The following is a 15127-nucleotide window of genomic DNA, read 5'->3' as shown; positions in this document are numbered from 1 at the left end:
CGCGCCGGCGAGGCGGGCCGCGGCTTCGCGGTGGTTGCCGGCGAGGTCAAGGCGCTCTCGGCCCAGACCGCGAAGGCGACCGACGAGATCCGGGCCCGCCTTACGGCGCTGCAGGGCGAGCTGTCGGCGATGCACGACGCGGTCGAGCACAGCCGCGCCGCGGTCACGGCCGGTTCGGAGGTGATGACCCGGGTCAACGCACGCGTCGAGACCGAGAGCGCGGCGGTCGCCGCAGCCGCGTCCGAGATGCGCGCCATGGTCGGGATCATGGAGCAGCAGATCACCGCCACGGGCGAGATCGCTGCCAATGTCGGCAACATCGCCGCCGGCACCGAGAAGTCCCGCCGCGAGATCGGCGACGCCATCGGCCGCCTCGACGCTCTGGAAGGGATGAGCCGGTCGCTGCTCGACCGCCAGCCGGGCGACGCGCGGCTCGTGCGCCTCGGCCGGCTGCCGGCCGACTGCGCCGCCTGGCGCCGCCGTCTGGCCTCCTGCCTCGTCGGCCTGATGCAGGTGCATGAGGCCGCGGCGGTCGCGGTGAAGCCCGACCCGGAGATGCCGACGGCGGTTCACGCGGCCCTCTCCGAGGCCGGTGCCAAGGCTGATGCGATGGCCGCCCACGTGCGGGCCGCCGCCTGGGGCGAGGCGGCCGGCGCCTTCCAGGCCTTCGAGGCTCACCTGGCCGAGGCCATCAAGGCAGCCGAGACCGCCTTCGCGCGGGCGGCCTGAGAGGGACAGCCCTTCGGCGGGGTCTCGGGGCAGCGCGCCCCGAGCCTCGATCGTCAGGGGCCGGTCAGGCGAGCCAGCCGCGCAGGCGCCGCACCGCCTCGCGGCAATCGTCCTCCGAGCCCGCGAAGGAGAAGCGCACGTGGTGCGCGCCCTCGGCCGGGTCGAAATCCAGACCGGGCGTGGCCGCGACGCCCGCCTCCGCCAGCATGCGGCGGCAGAACTCGGCGGCGTCGTTCGTGAGATCCGAGACGTCGGCGTAGAGGTAGAAAGCCCCGTCCGCCGGGTGCGTCCGGCCGAGCCCGAGACCCGGAAAGGCTTCGAGTAGGATCGCCCGGTTGCGGGCGTAGCCGTTGCGTACCGCGTCGAGTTCCTCGCCCGCCTCGAAGGCCGCGAGCGCGCCCACCTGCGAGAGGTAGGGGGCCGAGATATAGAGGTTCTGCGCCAACCGCTCGATCGGGCGCACGAGACTCTCCGGCACCACCATCCACCCGATGCGCCAGCCGGTCATGCAGTGATACTTCGAGAACGAGTTGATCACGATCGCGTTCGCGTCGAACTGCAGCGCCGTCGCGGTCGGCACGCCGTAGCCGAGGCCGTGGTAGATCTCGTCCGAGACGAAGGGCAGGCTGAGGCGGCGGGCCTCGGCACAGAGGTCGCGCAAGGCATCCGGCGCGATAACGGTGCCGGAGGGATTGGCCGGGCTCATCACCAGCACGCCCGAGAGACCTGCCTGAGCGTGAACCTCGCGCAGGAGCGCGGCGGTCGGGGCGAAGCGGTCCTCGGGCCGCAGCACCATCGGCGTCGCCACGAGGTCGAGCGCGGAGAGGATGCTGCGATAGGCCGGGTAGCCGGGCTGGGGCACGCCGACCCGGGCGCCCGCGTCGAACAGGCTCATGAAGGCGAGGATGAAGCCCGCCGACGAGCCTGTGGTGACGACGACGCGCTCCGGCACTACGTCGACGCCGTAGCGGTCGCGGTAGTCCCGGGCGATGCGCTCCCGCAGGGCCGTCAGGCCGAGCGCCTCGGTGTAGGGCACCCGGCCGCGCGCCAGGGCGTCCTGCGCCGCCGCGATCACCGCCTTCGGCGCGGGTGCGGAGGGCTGGCCGACCTCCATGTGCACCACGCTGCCGCCGGCCCGCTCCCGGGCGGCGGCGGCCGTCATCACGTCCATGGCGAGGAAGGGGGCGACCGCCGCGACGCGGCGCGAGGGAAGGAGCATGGCTTGTCACCGTCCGGGGGTTGTGCGCGCCAAAGGACCGAGTTTGCGTCGCCAGGCAAGGGACGGTGCGCCGCGCCTCCGCCGGACGGTCTAGAAACGGGAACAGGACGCGCAATTTGACCGCGCGCCGTGAAAAGGCCTAACCGGGCCCCTACCTGAATCGCGGTTCCGCCGGCCGGCCCGGCCGATAGCCCGCGCGCAGCGAGGACGTATGCTCTTCTCCCGTTCCGTCTCGATCCTGGCCCTGACGTTCGCGCTCGGCACTGCGCCGGTGCTGAGCCGTCCCGCTCTGGCCCAGGAGCCCGCCTCTTCCGCCGCGCCGGTCTTCAGCGACGCGCAGCGCCAGGCGATCGAGTCGATCGTGAAGGAATACCTGATCAAGAACCCCGACGTCCTGCAGGAGGCGATCGCGGAGGGCGAGCGCCGCCAGATGGAGACGCAGCGCCTCGCCCAGGCCGCCGCACTCAAGGAGTCGAAGGACGCGCTGCTCAACAGCCCGCACGACGTGGTCGCCGGCAACCCGAGCGGCGACGTCACGCTGGTGGAGTTCTTCGACTATAATTGCGGCTACTGCCGCAAGGCGCTCACCGATATCCAGACCCTGATCAAGACCGACCCGAAGCTGCGCGTCGTGATCAAGGATTTCCCGGTGCTCGGCCCCGAGTCGTTGGAGGCCAGCCAGATCGCGCTCGCGGTCAAGCAGCAGGCCAAGGGCGAGAAGCTGTTCGAGTTCCACCAGAAGCTCCTCGAGTCGAAGGGCCGGGTGAACGGCGCCCGCGCGCTCCAGGTCGCCAAGGAGCTGGGCCTCGACGTCGCCCGGATCCAGAAGGACGCGGCCGGGCCGGAGGTGAAGGCGGCGCTCGCCGAGAATCGCGGCCTCGGGGACAAGCTGGGCCTCTCCGGCACGCCGGCCTTCATCATCGGCGAGGAGATCATCCCGGGTGCGGTCGGCGTCGACCCGATCCGCAAGACCATCGCGGACGTTCGCCAGTGCGGGCACGCCTCCTGCTGAGCGGCCCAACACGCGGTTCTCACCCACGCGGCGCGCCCTTGTGGCGCCCGCGCGCCTTCGTCTAAGAGCGGCCCGCTGCCCGGCGCCGGGCCGATCCTCACGGTTCCATGATCCCGATCCACGTCCTCAACGGGCCGAACCTCAACCTCCTCGGCCGCCGCGAGCCCGGCATCTACGGCACCGCGACGCTGGCCGATATCGAGCGCGACCTGCGCGCTCAGGCCGTGGGCCTGAACGTGGACCTGACTTTCCGGCAGTCGAACCACGAGGGGGAGCTCGTCGGCTTCGTGCAGAAGGCGGGCCTTTCCGGCGCGGGCGTGCTGATCAACGCCGCCGCTTACACCCACACCTCCGTGGCCCTGCGCGACGCGATCAGCGGCAGCGGCGCGCTCGCGATCGAGATCCACCTCTCGAACGTCCACGCCCGCGAGGCGTTTCGTCACCACTCCTTCATCGCTCCCGTCTGCGCGGGCGTGATCTGCGGCTTCGGCCCGATGAGCTACGCTCTCGGCCTCGACGCGCTGGCACGTCTGATGGCCGCCCGGAGCGGCAACCCGACCGATCAGACCTCCTCGTGAAAGACCCCGCCCCGATGCCCAAGCACGAACCCATCGACCCCGACCTCGTGCGCGAGTTGGCCAACCTCGTTACCGAGACCGGCCTGTCCGAGATCGAGGTGGAGAAGGGGGATCTGCGCATCCGCGTCGTGCGCCGCCTGGAACCGGTGAGCGTGCAGGTGGCGGCCCCCGCACCCGTGGCCGCGCTCGCCCCCTCCCCGGCCCCGATCGCGCCGGCGGCCGCGCCCGCCCCCGCCTCGCCCCGGGCACATCCGGGCGCCGTGCCCTCGCCGATGGTCGGCACCGCCTATCGGCGCCCCTCGCCCGATACCAAGCCCTTCGTCGAGGTCGGCTCGCGGGTCGAGGCCGGCGAGAAGGTGCTGCTCATCGAGGCGATGAAGACCTTCAACGAGATCGTCGCCCCGCGCGCCGGCACGGTCAGCGCGATCTTCGTCGAGGACGGCCAGCCCGTCGAGTTCGGCGAGCCGCTGCTGGCGATCGAGTAGGCGCGATGTTCGACAAGATCCTGATCGCCAACCGCGGCGAGATCGCCCTGCGCATCCTGCGAGCGGCCAAGGAGCTCGGCATCGCCACGGTGGCGGTCCACTCGACCGCCGACGCCGACGCGATGCACGTGCGGCTGGCCGACGAGAGCGTCTGCATCGGCCCGCCGGCCGCCCGCGAGAGCTACCTCAACATCCCGTCGATCATCGCCGCCTGCGAGATCACGGGTGCGGACGCCGTGCATCCGGGCTACGGCTTCCTCTCGGAGAACGCCCGCTTCGCCGAGGTGCTCGCCCACCACAATATCGGCTTCATCGGCCCGAAGGCCGAGCACATCCGCACGATGGGCGACAAGATCGAGGCCAAGCGCACGGCGCTCTCCCTCGGCATCCCCTGCGTGCCGGGCTCGGAGGGCGGCATCGATGACATCGACGCGGCCAAGCGCGTCGCTGCCGAGATCGGTTATCCTGTCCTCGTCAAGGCCGCCTCCGGCGGCGGCGGGCGCGGCATGAAGGTCGCACGCACTGAGGCCGATCTGGAGCAGGCCGTCGGGCTCGCCCGCACCGAGGCCAAGGCCGCCTTCGGGGACGACGCGGTCTATCTGGAAAAATACCTGGAGAAGCCGCGCCATATCGAGGTGCAGATCCTCGGCGACGGAAGGGGCGATGCCGTGCATCTGGCCGAGCGCGACTGCTCGCTCCAGCGCCGCCACCAGAAGGTCTGGGAAGAGGGCGGCTCGCCCGCGCTGAACGAAGCGATGCGGGCCGAGATCGGCGGCATCTGCTCGGCCGCCATGAAGAAGCTCGGCTATCGCGGCGCCGGGACCATCGAGTTCCTCTACGAGGACGGGCGCTTTTACTTCATCGAGATGAACACGCGCATCCAGGTCGAGCATCCCGTGACCGAGATGATCACCGGCATTGATCTGGTGAACGAGCAGATCCGGGTCGCGGCGGGCAGCGACCTCTCGGTCCGCCAGGACGAGATCCGCGTCGAGGGCCACGCCATCGAGTGCCGCATCAACGCCGAGCACCCAGCCACCTTCCGGCCCTCGCCCGGCCAGATCACCTACTACCACCCGCCGGGCGGCCTCGGCGTGCGCGTCGATTCGGCCGCCTTCCAGGGCTACCGCATCCCACCGAACTACGACTCGCTCATCGGCAAGCTGATCGTGCACGGGCGCACCCGCAACGAGTGCCTGATGCGCCTGCGGCGGGCGCTCGACGAGTTCGTCATCGACGGCGTCGACACCACCTTGCCGCTGTTCCGCACGCTCGTGCGCAACGCCGACGTGCAGAACGGCGCCTACGACATCCACTGGCTCGAGGGGTTCCTGGAGGCGGGCGGCTTGGCGACCTGAGACGGGCTGCGGCGGTGGAACAAGGCCGGAATTCAGCCGTTCTGTCGCCGATCCCATCCAACGACAGGTATCCTAATGCGCCTCACGGCTCTCACCCTCGCCGCCACCCTGCTGGCCGCTCCGGCCTTCGCACAGGATGCCGGCAATGTCGGCCAGCCCTCCCGTTCGGTTCCGCAGGCCGGCCAGACCGCGGGCGGTCCGATCGACACGCCCTTGGGCGCGGGCGGCCGGGTCGACACCACTGGCACCGTCGCCCGTCCGACCGGCGAAGTGGGCGTTCCTCCGGGCGTCGGTGCGGTCGACTCGGCGAAGGGCGGCAATGCCGCCGAGCCGAGCAAGCCGGCGCCGAATCTCGGCAACACCTCGGGCGGCCCGGCCCGCTGAGACCTCGGAGCACACGCACGAGAGGCCGGTCCGCCAGGACCGGCCTTTTTTCATGGCGTCATCAGGACGCGTTTCGCGGCTTGTGGGTATCCCCCCTGATCCGCTACGCCTTGCCCACTCGGCCCCCCTGGCGGAACGGCCGAGCCTGCGTCACACTCACCCGATGCACGACGGCGCCCGCGTGGAGATCACCCCGGAGATCCTGCTCAAGGCCTACGCCGCCGGCATCTTCCCGATGGCCGAGGACGCGACCGACCCGACCCTGTACTGGGTCGAGCCCAGGGCGCGGGGCGTGCTGCCCCTCGACGGCTTCCGCATATCCCGGCGTCTGGCCCGAACCGTGCGTGCCGACCTGTTCGAGGTCCGGGTCGACACCGATTTCGACGCGGTGATCGCCGGTTGCGCCGCGCCGCGCCGGGACAGCGAGCGCACCTGGATCAACGGGCGCATCCGCGAGCTCTACGGCGCCCTGTTCGACCAGGGCCACGCCCACACGGTCGAGGTCTACGCGGAGGGGCAGTTGGTCGGGGGTCTCTACGGCGTCTCGCTCGGGGCCGCCTTCTTCGGCGAGAGCATGTTCCACACGGTGCGGGACGCCTCGAAGGTCGCCCTGGTCCACCTGATGGCCCGCCTCAGGGCCTGCCGCTACCGCCTCGCCGACACGCAGTTCGTCACCGACCACCTCGCCCAGTTCGGGGCCGAGGAACTGCCGCGCCACATCTACAAGCGGCGGCTGGCCGAGGCGCTCGCCGAGCAGGCGGATTGGAAGGCCTGGCCGCCGAGCGTGCGTGGCGCGGACGCGCTCGCGGCGCTCGGCGCGAAGGATTAGCGGAACAGCGCGTCGAACAGCGATTGCGGTTGCTGGGGCGGCGGCGCGGGGGCCGGGCCCTCGTTCGAGGGGAAGAACTTGCGCGAGGGCTTCTGGCGCGGCTGGACCGGCACACCGCGCGGCGCCTCGACATCGACCTGACCCGCGGAGTTGACCTGCTGGGCGGTTTTGGTGGCGTCGCGGCCCTTCTTCGGCTTCTCGGGCTTGGAGGCGAGCGCGGGCACGTCCTCCTGCTCCTTCGCCTCTGCGATCACGTCGGTGCCGCCCTTACAATCGACGAGCCAGACGTCGTAGATCGGGTGCTCGATCGCGTGGAGCCCCGGGCTCGCGGCGAACATCCAACCGGTGAAGATGCGGCGGTACTTGTTGTCGAGCGTGACCTCGTCGACCTCGAGGAAGGCCGTGGTCTTGGCGCTCTCGGTGGGGGGCCGCGTATAGCAGACCCGCGGGGTGAGCTGGAGCGCGCCGAACTGCACCGTCTCGTCCACCGCCACCTCGAAGGAGACGATGCGGCCGGTGATCTTGTCGAGGCCGGAGAACACGGCCGTCGGGTTCTTGATCTTGTCGGCGGCGGCCGGGAGGCTGCCCAGCGCGAGCAGGCCGGCGGCGAGCGCGGCGCCCGACAGGCGTGCGGTGATGCGGCTCAAGGCGGGGCCCTCCGGGAACGCGGGTTCAGACGCGCGAGACCGCCTTCAAGACCCGAACGGTGGTGAATTGAGGGCGAGGCTTACGCGTCGGGCGTCCACGGCACGTAGTCGCCGGTCGCGGCGGGGCGCGCGCCCCAGGAGAGCTGCGAGCCCTTCGGCCGGTAGGCGTCGGGCGAGCCGGTCTGGTTCTCGACGTGCGGCCGCTCCCAGGCGCGGGGCTTGTAGTCCTCCTCGCTCGGCGGGACGTCGACGTTGTGGCAGAGCCAGCCGCGCCAGCCGGGCGGTACCTTCGAGGCGTCCGCGTAGCCGTTGTAGACGACCCAGCGCCGCTCCGGCCCGACCGAGCGGTCGATCAGCGGCCCCATCGCCCGGTAGTATTTGTTGCCCAGCTCGTCGCTGCCGACATAGGTGCCGCTGCGCGCGGTATAGAGGGCGAGCGAGACCGTCTGCCCGTTCCACCACGTGAAGATGCGAAGCAGCGTGTCCTTGAGAGCCATCGCGTGTCCCCGGGGCCTTCCAAGAGAATCCCCGCGCGGGCGCGAGGCTTCGGGCGCGTTATGGTCAGCGCGGCCCCACGAGTCCAGCCGAAAGCCGTCCGGCACCCGTCCTGGGTGTCGCCGAAATGTCGCGGCTGGGGTTTGCGGGCAGGGCCGCGATCCTGTGTCGGCTGCCTTTTCCCGCAGGGGTTGCGCTGCCCTGTGGATCGAAAATTTTCCGGAACCGAATCCAGGAAGCCGAAAGAGCACTTAGCCCGGCTCCCGCCGATATCCACAGGGATTTCGCATCTCCTACCACATCTAGCGTGGAACTCGGAGCCGGCACACCACTTGTTGACGTGAAGGCGGCCCCGGCATTAATCTCCGGGTCACGGTTCGGGCGGCTCGGCCACGGGGTTCGGGGCTCGCGCGGACGCCTTCACGTCATCATCGCCGGTCCCGCCGCGGTTCTACCCTGCGTCGGATCCGGCGCCCCCAGAGTTGGGACCATATCCTGCGCGCGAGCGTGGGGCGGGGACCTCGCGCCCCGTCGGGAGAGGTGTGTTTCATGCGGTTCGAGCGTCGCTACACCACGGCCGGGCAGTCCCCCTATGCCCCCATCCCGTTCCGCAAGGCCCTGAGCGAGATCCGAAACCCGGACGGTTCGGTGGTCTTCCGGCTCGACGGCATCTCGGTTCCCGAGAGCTGGAGCCAGGTCGCGAGCGACGTGCTCGCGCAGAAGTACTTCCGCAAGGCCGGCGTGCCGGCCCGCCTGCGCAAGGTCGAGGAGAACGACGTCCCCTCCTTCCTCTGGCGCTCGGTCGCCGACGAGGCGGCGCTGGCCGAACTGCCCGAGGAGGAGCGCCTGGGCTCCGAGACCTCGGCCACGCAGGTGTTCGACCGGCTCGCGGGCTGCTGGACCTACTGGGGCTGGAAGGGCGGCTACTTCTCGTCCGAGGAGGACGCCTCGGCGTTCATGGACGAGCTGCGTTACATGCTGGCCCGCCAGATGGTGGCGCCGAACTCGCCGCAATGGTTCAACACCGGCCTGCACTGGGCCTACGGCATCGATGGCCCGAGCCAGGGGCACTATTACTGCGACCCGAAGACCGGTGAGCTGACGAAGTCGGCCACCGCCTACGAGCACCCGCAACCGCACGCCTGCTTCATCCAGTCGGTCCAGGACGACCTCGTCAACGAGGGCGGCATCATGGACCTGTGGGTGCGTGAGGCCCGCCTGTTCAAGTACGGCTCAGGCACCGGCTCGAACTTCTCGATGCTGCGCGGCGAGAACGAGCGCCTCGGCGGCGGCGGCAAGTCTTCCGGCCTGATGAGCTTCCTCAAGATCGGCGACCGGGCGGCCGGCGCCATCAAGTCGGGCGGCACCACGCGCCGCGCCGCCAAGATGGTCATCGTCGACATCGACCATCCCGACATCGAGGCCTTCATCGACTGGAAGGTGAAGGAGGAGCAGAAAGTCGCCGCCCTCGTCACCGGCTCCAAGGTCGTCTCGAAGCACCTCACGCTGGTGATGAAGGCCTGCACCCAGTGCGAGGCGGAGGGCGACGCCTGCTTCGACCCTGAGCGCAACCCGGTGCTCAAGCGCGAGATCAAGGCCGCGCGCCGCGCCTCCGTGCCGGACGCCTACATCAAGCGCGTGGTGCAGTTCGCCAAGCAAGGCTTCACCAAGATCGATTTCCCGGTCTACGACACCGACTGGGATTCGGAAGCCTACCTGACGGTCGCCGGCCAGAACTCCAACAACTCGGTCTCGCTCACCGACGACTTCCTGCGCGCTGTCGAGGCGGATGCGGAGTGGAAGTTGACCTCGCGCACGACCGGCAAGGTCGTGAAGACGCCGCAGGCCCGCGACCTCTGGGAGAAGATCGGCGAGGCGGCCTGGGCCTCGGCCGATCCCGGCCTGCACTTCAACACCACGATGAACGACTGGCACACCTGCCCGCAGGGCGGCCGGATCCGGGCCTCGAACCCGTGCTCCGAGTACATGTTCCTCGACGACACGGCCTGCAATCTCGCCTCGGCCAACCTGCTGACCATGTACGATCGGCAGACCAAGCGCTTCGACGTGGATGCCTTCGAGCACCTCAACCGTCTCTGGACGGTCGTGCTCGAGATCTCGGTGATGATGGCGCAGTTCCCGTCGAAGGAGATCGCGGAGCTGTCCTTCCGCTACCGCACGCTCGGACTCGGCTACGCCAATATCGGCGGCCTGCTCATGACCATGGGCCTGCCCTACGACTCACATGAGGGCCGGGCGCTCGCAGGCGCGCTCACCGCGATCATGACGGGCGTCGCCTACGCCACCTCGGCCGAGATGGCCCGCGAACTCGGGCCCTTCGCGGCCTACGAGGACAATGCCGACGCGATGCTGCGGGTGATCCGCAACCACCGCCGCGCGGCCCACGGCGAGGCGGAGGGCTACGAGTTCCTCAACATCGCCCCCGTCGCCCTCGATCATGCCAACATCCCGCAGGCCGATCTCGGTGACCACGCGAAGGCCGCCTGGGACCGGGCGCTGGCGCTCGGCGAGGAGCACGGCTACCGCAACGCGCAGGCCACGGTCATCGCGCCGACCGGCACCATCGGCCTCGTGATGGATTGCGACACCACCGGCATCGAGCCCGACTTCGCGCTCGTGAAGTTCAAGAAGCTCGCGGGCGGCGGCTACTTCAAGATCATCAACCGCGCCGTGCCGGACGCGCTGAGGGCGCTCGGCTACCGCGAGTCCGAGATCGCCGAGATCGAGGCCTACGCGGTCGGCCACGGCTCGATGGGCCAGGCGCCCGCGATCAACCCGGCGACGTTGCGCGCCAAGGGCTTCACGGACGAGAAGATCGCTGCGGTCGAGGCCGGGCTGAAGTCGGCCTTCGACATCAAGTTCGTGTTCAACCGCTGGACGCTCGGCGACGACTTCCTGACGAACACGCTCAAGGTCCCGGCCGAGAAGCTCACCGACCCAACCTTCGAGCTGCTGCCGCACCTCGGCTTCACCAAGCGCGACATCGAGGCCGCCAACACCCACATCTGCGGGGCGATGACGCTGGAGGGCGCGCCCTTCCTCAAGACCGAGCACTATGCGGTGTTCGACTGCGCCAATCCGTGCGGGCGCATCGGCAAGCGCTACCTCTCGGTCGAGAGCCACATCCGCATGATGGCGGCGGCGCAGCCCTTCATCTCGGGGGCGATCTCCAAAACCATCAACATGCCGAACGACGCCACGGTCGAGGATTGCAAGGCGGCCTACCTGCTGTCCTGGCGCCTCGCGCTCAAGGCGAACGCCCTCTATCGCGACGGCTCCAAGCTGTCGCAGCCCTTGAACGCCGCCCTGATCTCGGACGACGAGGAGGAGGCCGACGAGGGGCTGGAGGCGCTGGTCCAGGCGCCGGCCGCCGCCAAGGCGGCGCTGGCCGCCGAGAAGATCGTCGAGCGGGTGATCGAGCGGGTCGAGCGCATCCGCTCGCGCGAGAAGCTGCCGGCGCGCCGCAAGGGCTACACCCAGAAGGCGGTGGTCGGCGGCCACAAGGTCTATCTGCGCACCGGCGAGTACGACGACGGACGGCTCGGCGAGATCTTCATCGACATGCACAAGGAGGGCGCGACCTTCCGGAGCCTGATGAACAACTTCGCCATCGCGATCTCGCTCGGGCTGCAGTACGGCGTGCCGCTGGAGGAGTATGTCGAGGCCTTCACCTTCACCCGCTTCGAGCCGGCGGGCTTCGTGCAGGGCAACGACGCGATCAAGAACGCCACCTCGCTCCTCGACTACGTCTTCCGCGAGTTGGCGGTGTCCTATCTCGGCCGGGCCGACCTCGCCCACGTCAACCCGAACGAGATCGGCGGCACGGTGATCGGCGGCGGCGAGAGCGGCGACACCACCCGCGACGCGGCGAAGTCCGCGCCCGCGGCGGCCATCGTCTCGCGCGGCCTCGTCCGCGGCTCGGCCGACCGGCTCACCCTGATCCACGGCGGTCCCGCTGGCGGCACGGTCGGGGTCGGCGCTGGCTCGACGGGTCAGAGCGCGCCGGCTGGCGGCACGGTCCATGCCCTGCGCGGTGCCACCGCACTGAAGGCGGAGCCGGTCGCGTCGGTGGAGACACTGCCCTTCGCGCAGGCGGAGCCTGCCGAGCGCAGCGTCGCGGACCGCCGTGCCGAGGCCAAGATGAAAGGCTATGTCGGCGAGGCCTGCCCTGAATGCGCGAACTTCACACTCGTCCGAAACGGAACCTGTCTGAAGTGCGATACGTGCGGTGGCACGACGGGGTGCTCTTGATTACTCCGACTGATGTGTAGCCCATAAAATCTTCGTTCAGCCCACAACCCAGCGCGATGCTGCCCATAAGCTCGTCGCGCTGGGTACCGAAAAATCTCAAGCAATATCAATCCAAAGACCGTCCAGGGTTCGTCGTGTTGATGCGATTGAGCCCATGTGAACGTCGCGCTCCGCTTGTTTCGCCCATAAGAGCGCTGCACGAGCGATGTCTTTTATGATCTGGCCGCTCGAAGCGAATTGACTCGTCCAGAATAGGCTCGACGCACCTTCATCCTCAGGATAGTTTTGACTGGACGCACACCCACTCAAGGTGCCCCTTCCAGCGCTGCTTTGGATCTCGAGGAAAAATCCTTCTATCGGCTCCGCGTTCTCACACACCCTCGGTGGGAATTGGACGTGCAATCTCTAGCCGCCACACTGCTGCTGGGCCGCCCTAGAAAGGCTCACGCGAGGCCAAGCTCGCGATGGTTCGAGAGATACCACGCGTTGCATTTTGAACGTGTCTACGCGCCGAACCGGATTAAGTGGCGTCCAAAAACATCGCGTAACGGCCTAGCTATAGCGCTCGACGAATTGAGTACGACTAAGAAATTGTGACGACGCCCTTGCCATAAATCCCCTCTTTACACTAGCATCACCTCCCCCATGATGGAGGATTCGATGCGCTGGAATTCCACTCTTCGCATGGTCGCTCTTGGGATGCTGGCGGTTTCAAGTCCAGCTCAATCCGATGCTTTGCAAACTGAGGCGCAAGGCGCGGCAACAAAGTGGGATGAATCCTACAACAAGGGTGACATGGACGCCCTGAGTAAGCTCTACACTAATGACGCCATAGTCGTAACCAAGGGAATGCCTCAATCAGGCGAGGGCATACAAAAGTTTTTTTCGGGCCTGAAGTCCAAAGGTTGGGAGGATCATAAAACGACCGTGAAGACGGCTTTGCCGAAAGATAATCTGCTCATCGTATCGGGGCGCTGGGAAATGACGGGCCCCGCAGAAGGCGGGGCGAAGAAGTTCGAGGGCAACTGGGTGAATGTAATGGAACGCCGCAGCGATGGCTGGCGAACCGTTCTTCATACCTGGAACTAAACCTCGCTTCAAGAAGCCCAACTCACCTCCGGCATCATCAGCATCGAATTCGGACGAAGATCATGGAGGCATGCCATGAAATCGTGGGTTCTATTTTTCCTCCCCATACTGAACACCACGGCGGCCCGGGCGCTCGATGCAGATGATGTCGTTGGCACGTGGCGCCTTGCCAGCGCAACGCGCAACATCGTGGAGACCGGAGAGGTCGTCGACGCTTACGGGGGGCCGAAGCCGAATGGGTGGATCACGTATGGCAAAGACGGCCGTATGATGGTCATCTGCGCATTCGAGAACCGAGATAGGCCCGAAGCTAACGACAGGATGTCAGACCAGGACCGAATCAAGCTTCACAAAACGTTCTTCGCCTATGCAGGCACCTACGAAATCGAAGGCGGAAAAGTCACGCACAATATCGACACCTCTTGGAACGAAGTATGGTCTGGAACATCTCAGGTTAGACAAGCGGAGATCAAAGGGAATCAACTCGTTCTAACGACGTCGCCTTTTAGGTTCAACGTTGACGGAAAATTGAGTATAATAACTTTGTCCTGGAATAAATATCCCTAAAATTAACAGAGCTGGCCCTTCCTACGACGTCCCGACGGGGATCATACCTTTGCTATTTTGCCAATTAGAACAGCAGAAAGATGCAGCAAAGCCGGCACGTTGGTCGATGGACTTCGTCTCCGATGCGCTGCGCGACGACTGCCGGCTGCGGCCCCAGACAATCGTCGACGCCTTCATGCGCGAGGCTTGGGCGCACGAGGGCGACCAGGGCCCCAAAGGTGAGCAGGTCGTGGCCGTCGTCGCCCGCTTGGCACTGCTGCGCGTGGTACCGCGCGATATAGGCCGATGACGGGCCTGAGTTCGTCCCGAAGGCGTTGTGCTGCTGGAGCCTACGAGAACAGTATCACGCTGGACTTCTTGCAGCCTGGCAAGCCGATCATCAACGCGCTGGTCGAGCCGTTCAACGCTCGCCTGCGCGACGCGTATCTGAACGCGAGCTGGATCTTGTCGTTGGCTGACGCGAGGAGCAAGATCGAGGCATGGCAGCGGCAGTACAACGAGAGCCGTCCTCACACAGCCCTGGGGTAGCTGACGCTTCAGGAATTCGCCTTGGCGGCGGCCTAGAGGCTGTTATGAACCGTCTGCAAGTTGAGCGGCTTCTTCGAGCATGAGGCAGACAAAGGCGACGATGTGCAGGTCGGCCACCGTGCTGGCGTAGCGCTCGTAGTCTTTGACGAGACGGCGGACGCGAGTGGCCCAGGCAAAGGAGCGCTGCACGACCCAGCGCCGGGGCAGCAGCACGAAGCCGCGCTTGGCCTCGGGTCGTTTCACGACGTCCAGTTCGATGCCGTGCCGGCGCGCAGCCGGTGTCTGGCCGGTATAGCCCTGATCGACGAAGGCGACCTCGACGCTGTCGCCGGTGGCCGCCTGGGCCGGCGTGACGTGCAGGGCCAGGAGATGGCCGAGCGTATCCACCGCCATGTGCAGCTTCGAGCCCTCCTTGCGCTTGGCCCCGTCGTAGCCGGCCCGCTCGCCGCTCTCAGGCGTCGCCCGCAGCGTCCGGCTGTCGAGGATGGCCGCCGACGGCTCGGCCTCGCGCCCGGCCGCCAAGCGCAGCACGGCGTGAAGGTCCTCGGCCAGTTGCTCCAAGCAACCCGCGGACAGCCAGCGTTGCGCCTGCTGGTAGACCGCCGCCTAAGGCGGCAGGTCGTGGGGCATCCAGCGCCACGGCGCGCCCGTCTTCACCACGTAGCGCAACCCTTTGAACACTTCCCGCAACGGGTGCGTTCGCTGGCCCGCGTTCTCACGCACCAGCGTCAGGTACGGCGCGACCAACGCCTATTCGTCGTCGGACACATCGGACGGGTAGGCTTTCCGCGACAGGCGCATGACCCATCATCTGAGCCGCCCAGCCGACAGGTCCATAACGGCCTCTAGTGGCTGTCCGCGGGTTGCTTGGAGCAACTGGCCGAGGACCTTCACGCCGTGCTGCGCTTGGCGGCCGGGCGCGAGGCCGAGCCGTC

General features: G+C 67.8%; 13 protein-coding genes and 2 pseudogenes. 11 read left to right on the top strand and 4 right to left on the bottom strand.

The features are described 5' to 3' along the window. A partial coding sequence (locus tag MFF54_RS08605; protein ID WP_283206264.1) for a methyl-accepting chemotaxis protein occupies positions 1 to 729 on the top strand: 729 nt, incomplete at its 5' end. A gap of 64 nt (positions 730 to 793) precedes the next feature. On the opposite strand, the gene MFF54_RS08600 is transcribed toward MFF54_RS08605, so the two are convergent. Further along, positions 794 to 1948 (bottom strand): pyridoxal phosphate-dependent aminotransferase, encoded by a 1155-nt coding sequence (locus tag MFF54_RS08600; RefSeq protein WP_238302191.1) that lies wholly within the window; start codon positions 1946 to 1948, stop codon positions 794 to 796. A gap of 211 nt (positions 1949 to 2159) precedes the next feature. Between MFF54_RS08600 and MFF54_RS08595 the strand changes: the two genes are divergently transcribed. The 6 genes from MFF54_RS08595 (at position 2160) to aat (ending at position 6594) form a co-directional block, all read left to right on the top strand. Next, positions 2160 to 2960, top strand: coding sequence for a DsbA family protein (locus MFF54_RS08595; RefSeq protein WP_238302190.1), 801 nt, complete (start codon positions 2160 to 2162; stop codon positions 2958 to 2960). 107 nt (positions 2961 to 3067) lie between these two features. Beyond that, entirely contained in the window at positions 3068 to 3538 is a 471-nt protein-coding gene (aroQ, locus tag MFF54_RS08590) for a type II 3-dehydroquinate dehydratase (RefSeq protein ID WP_238302189.1), read from the top strand. A gap of 14 nt (positions 3539 to 3552) precedes the next feature. Beyond that, the gene (gene accB / locus MFF54_RS08585) at positions 3553 to 4023 is read left to right on the top strand and encodes an acetyl-CoA carboxylase biotin carboxyl carrier protein (protein ID WP_238302188.1); all 471 of its coding nucleotides are present in this window, start codon (positions 3553 to 3555) and stop codon (positions 4021 to 4023) included. 5 nt (positions 4024 to 4028) lie between these two features. Further along, on the top strand, positions 4029 to 5381 hold the full coding sequence (accC, locus tag MFF54_RS08580) for an acetyl-CoA carboxylase biotin carboxylase subunit (protein ID WP_238302187.1): 1353 nt from the start codon (positions 4029 to 4031) through the stop codon (positions 5379 to 5381). 75 nt (positions 5382 to 5456) lie between these two features. After that, a complete protein-coding gene (locus tag MFF54_RS08575; RefSeq protein WP_238302186.1) occupies positions 5457 to 5765 on the top strand; it encodes a hypothetical protein in 309 nt (102 codons plus the stop codon). A 163-nt stretch (positions 5766 to 5928) separates the two neighbouring features. Beyond that, positions 5929 to 6594: a leucyl/phenylalanyl-tRNA--protein transferase gene (gene aat / locus MFF54_RS08570; protein ID WP_238302185.1), complete on the top strand. Its 666-nt coding sequence runs from the start codon at positions 5929 to 5931 to the stop codon at positions 6592 to 6594. Here the strand turns inward: aat and MFF54_RS08565 are convergent. Next, positions 6591 to 7241 carry a DUF2155 domain-containing protein gene (locus MFF54_RS08565; RefSeq protein WP_238302184.1) on the bottom strand — a complete coding sequence of 217 codons (651 nt, stop codon included), beginning with the start codon at positions 7239 to 7241 and terminating at the stop codon, positions 6591 to 6593. The genes aat and MFF54_RS08565 overlap by 4 nt on opposite strands. A gap of 80 nt (positions 7242 to 7321) precedes the next feature. Beyond that, a complete protein-coding gene (locus tag MFF54_RS08560) occupies positions 7322 to 7738 on the bottom strand; it encodes an NADH:ubiquinone oxidoreductase subunit NDUFA12 (protein WP_238302183.1) in 417 nt (138 codons plus the stop codon). Positions 7739 to 8285: 547 nt separating this feature from the next. Between MFF54_RS08560 and MFF54_RS08555 the strand changes: the two genes are divergently transcribed. The 4 genes and pseudogenes from MFF54_RS08555 to MFF54_RS08540 form a co-directional block, all read left to right on the top strand. Continuing rightward, the gene (locus tag MFF54_RS08555; protein WP_238302182.1) at positions 8286 to 12008 is read left to right on the top strand and encodes a vitamin B12-dependent ribonucleotide reductase; all 3723 of its coding nucleotides are present in this window, start codon (positions 8286 to 8288) and stop codon (positions 12006 to 12008) included. A gap of 660 nt (positions 12009 to 12668) precedes the next feature. Further along, positions 12669 to 13097 (top strand): YybH family protein, encoded by a 429-nt coding sequence (locus tag MFF54_RS08550; protein WP_370880296.1) that lies wholly within the window; start codon positions 12669 to 12671, stop codon positions 13095 to 13097. A gap of 75 nt (positions 13098 to 13172) precedes the next feature. Continuing rightward, on the top strand, positions 13173 to 13664 hold the full coding sequence (locus MFF54_RS08545; protein WP_238302181.1) for a lipocalin-like domain-containing protein: 492 nt from the start codon (positions 13173 to 13175) through the stop codon (positions 13662 to 13664). Between the two features lie 91 nt (positions 13665 to 13755). Beyond that, positions 13756 to 14192: pseudogene (locus MFF54_RS08540) on the top strand (integrase core domain-containing protein); the annotation flags it as partial. 42 nt (positions 14193 to 14234) lie between these two features. Here the strand turns inward: MFF54_RS08540 and MFF54_RS08535 are convergent. Next, positions 14235 to 14939: pseudogene (locus MFF54_RS08535) on the bottom strand (IS5 family transposase). Positions 14940 to 15127 lie beyond the last annotated feature (188 nt).

This window comes from Methylobacterium gregans (genome assembly GCF_022179245.1).
Taxonomy (GTDB): Bacteria; Pseudomonadota; Alphaproteobacteria; order Rhizobiales; family Beijerinckiaceae; genus Methylobacterium; species Methylobacterium gregans.
Note: the sequence above shows the minus strand (reverse complement) of the source record. Positions and strands in the feature narration are given on the sequence as shown.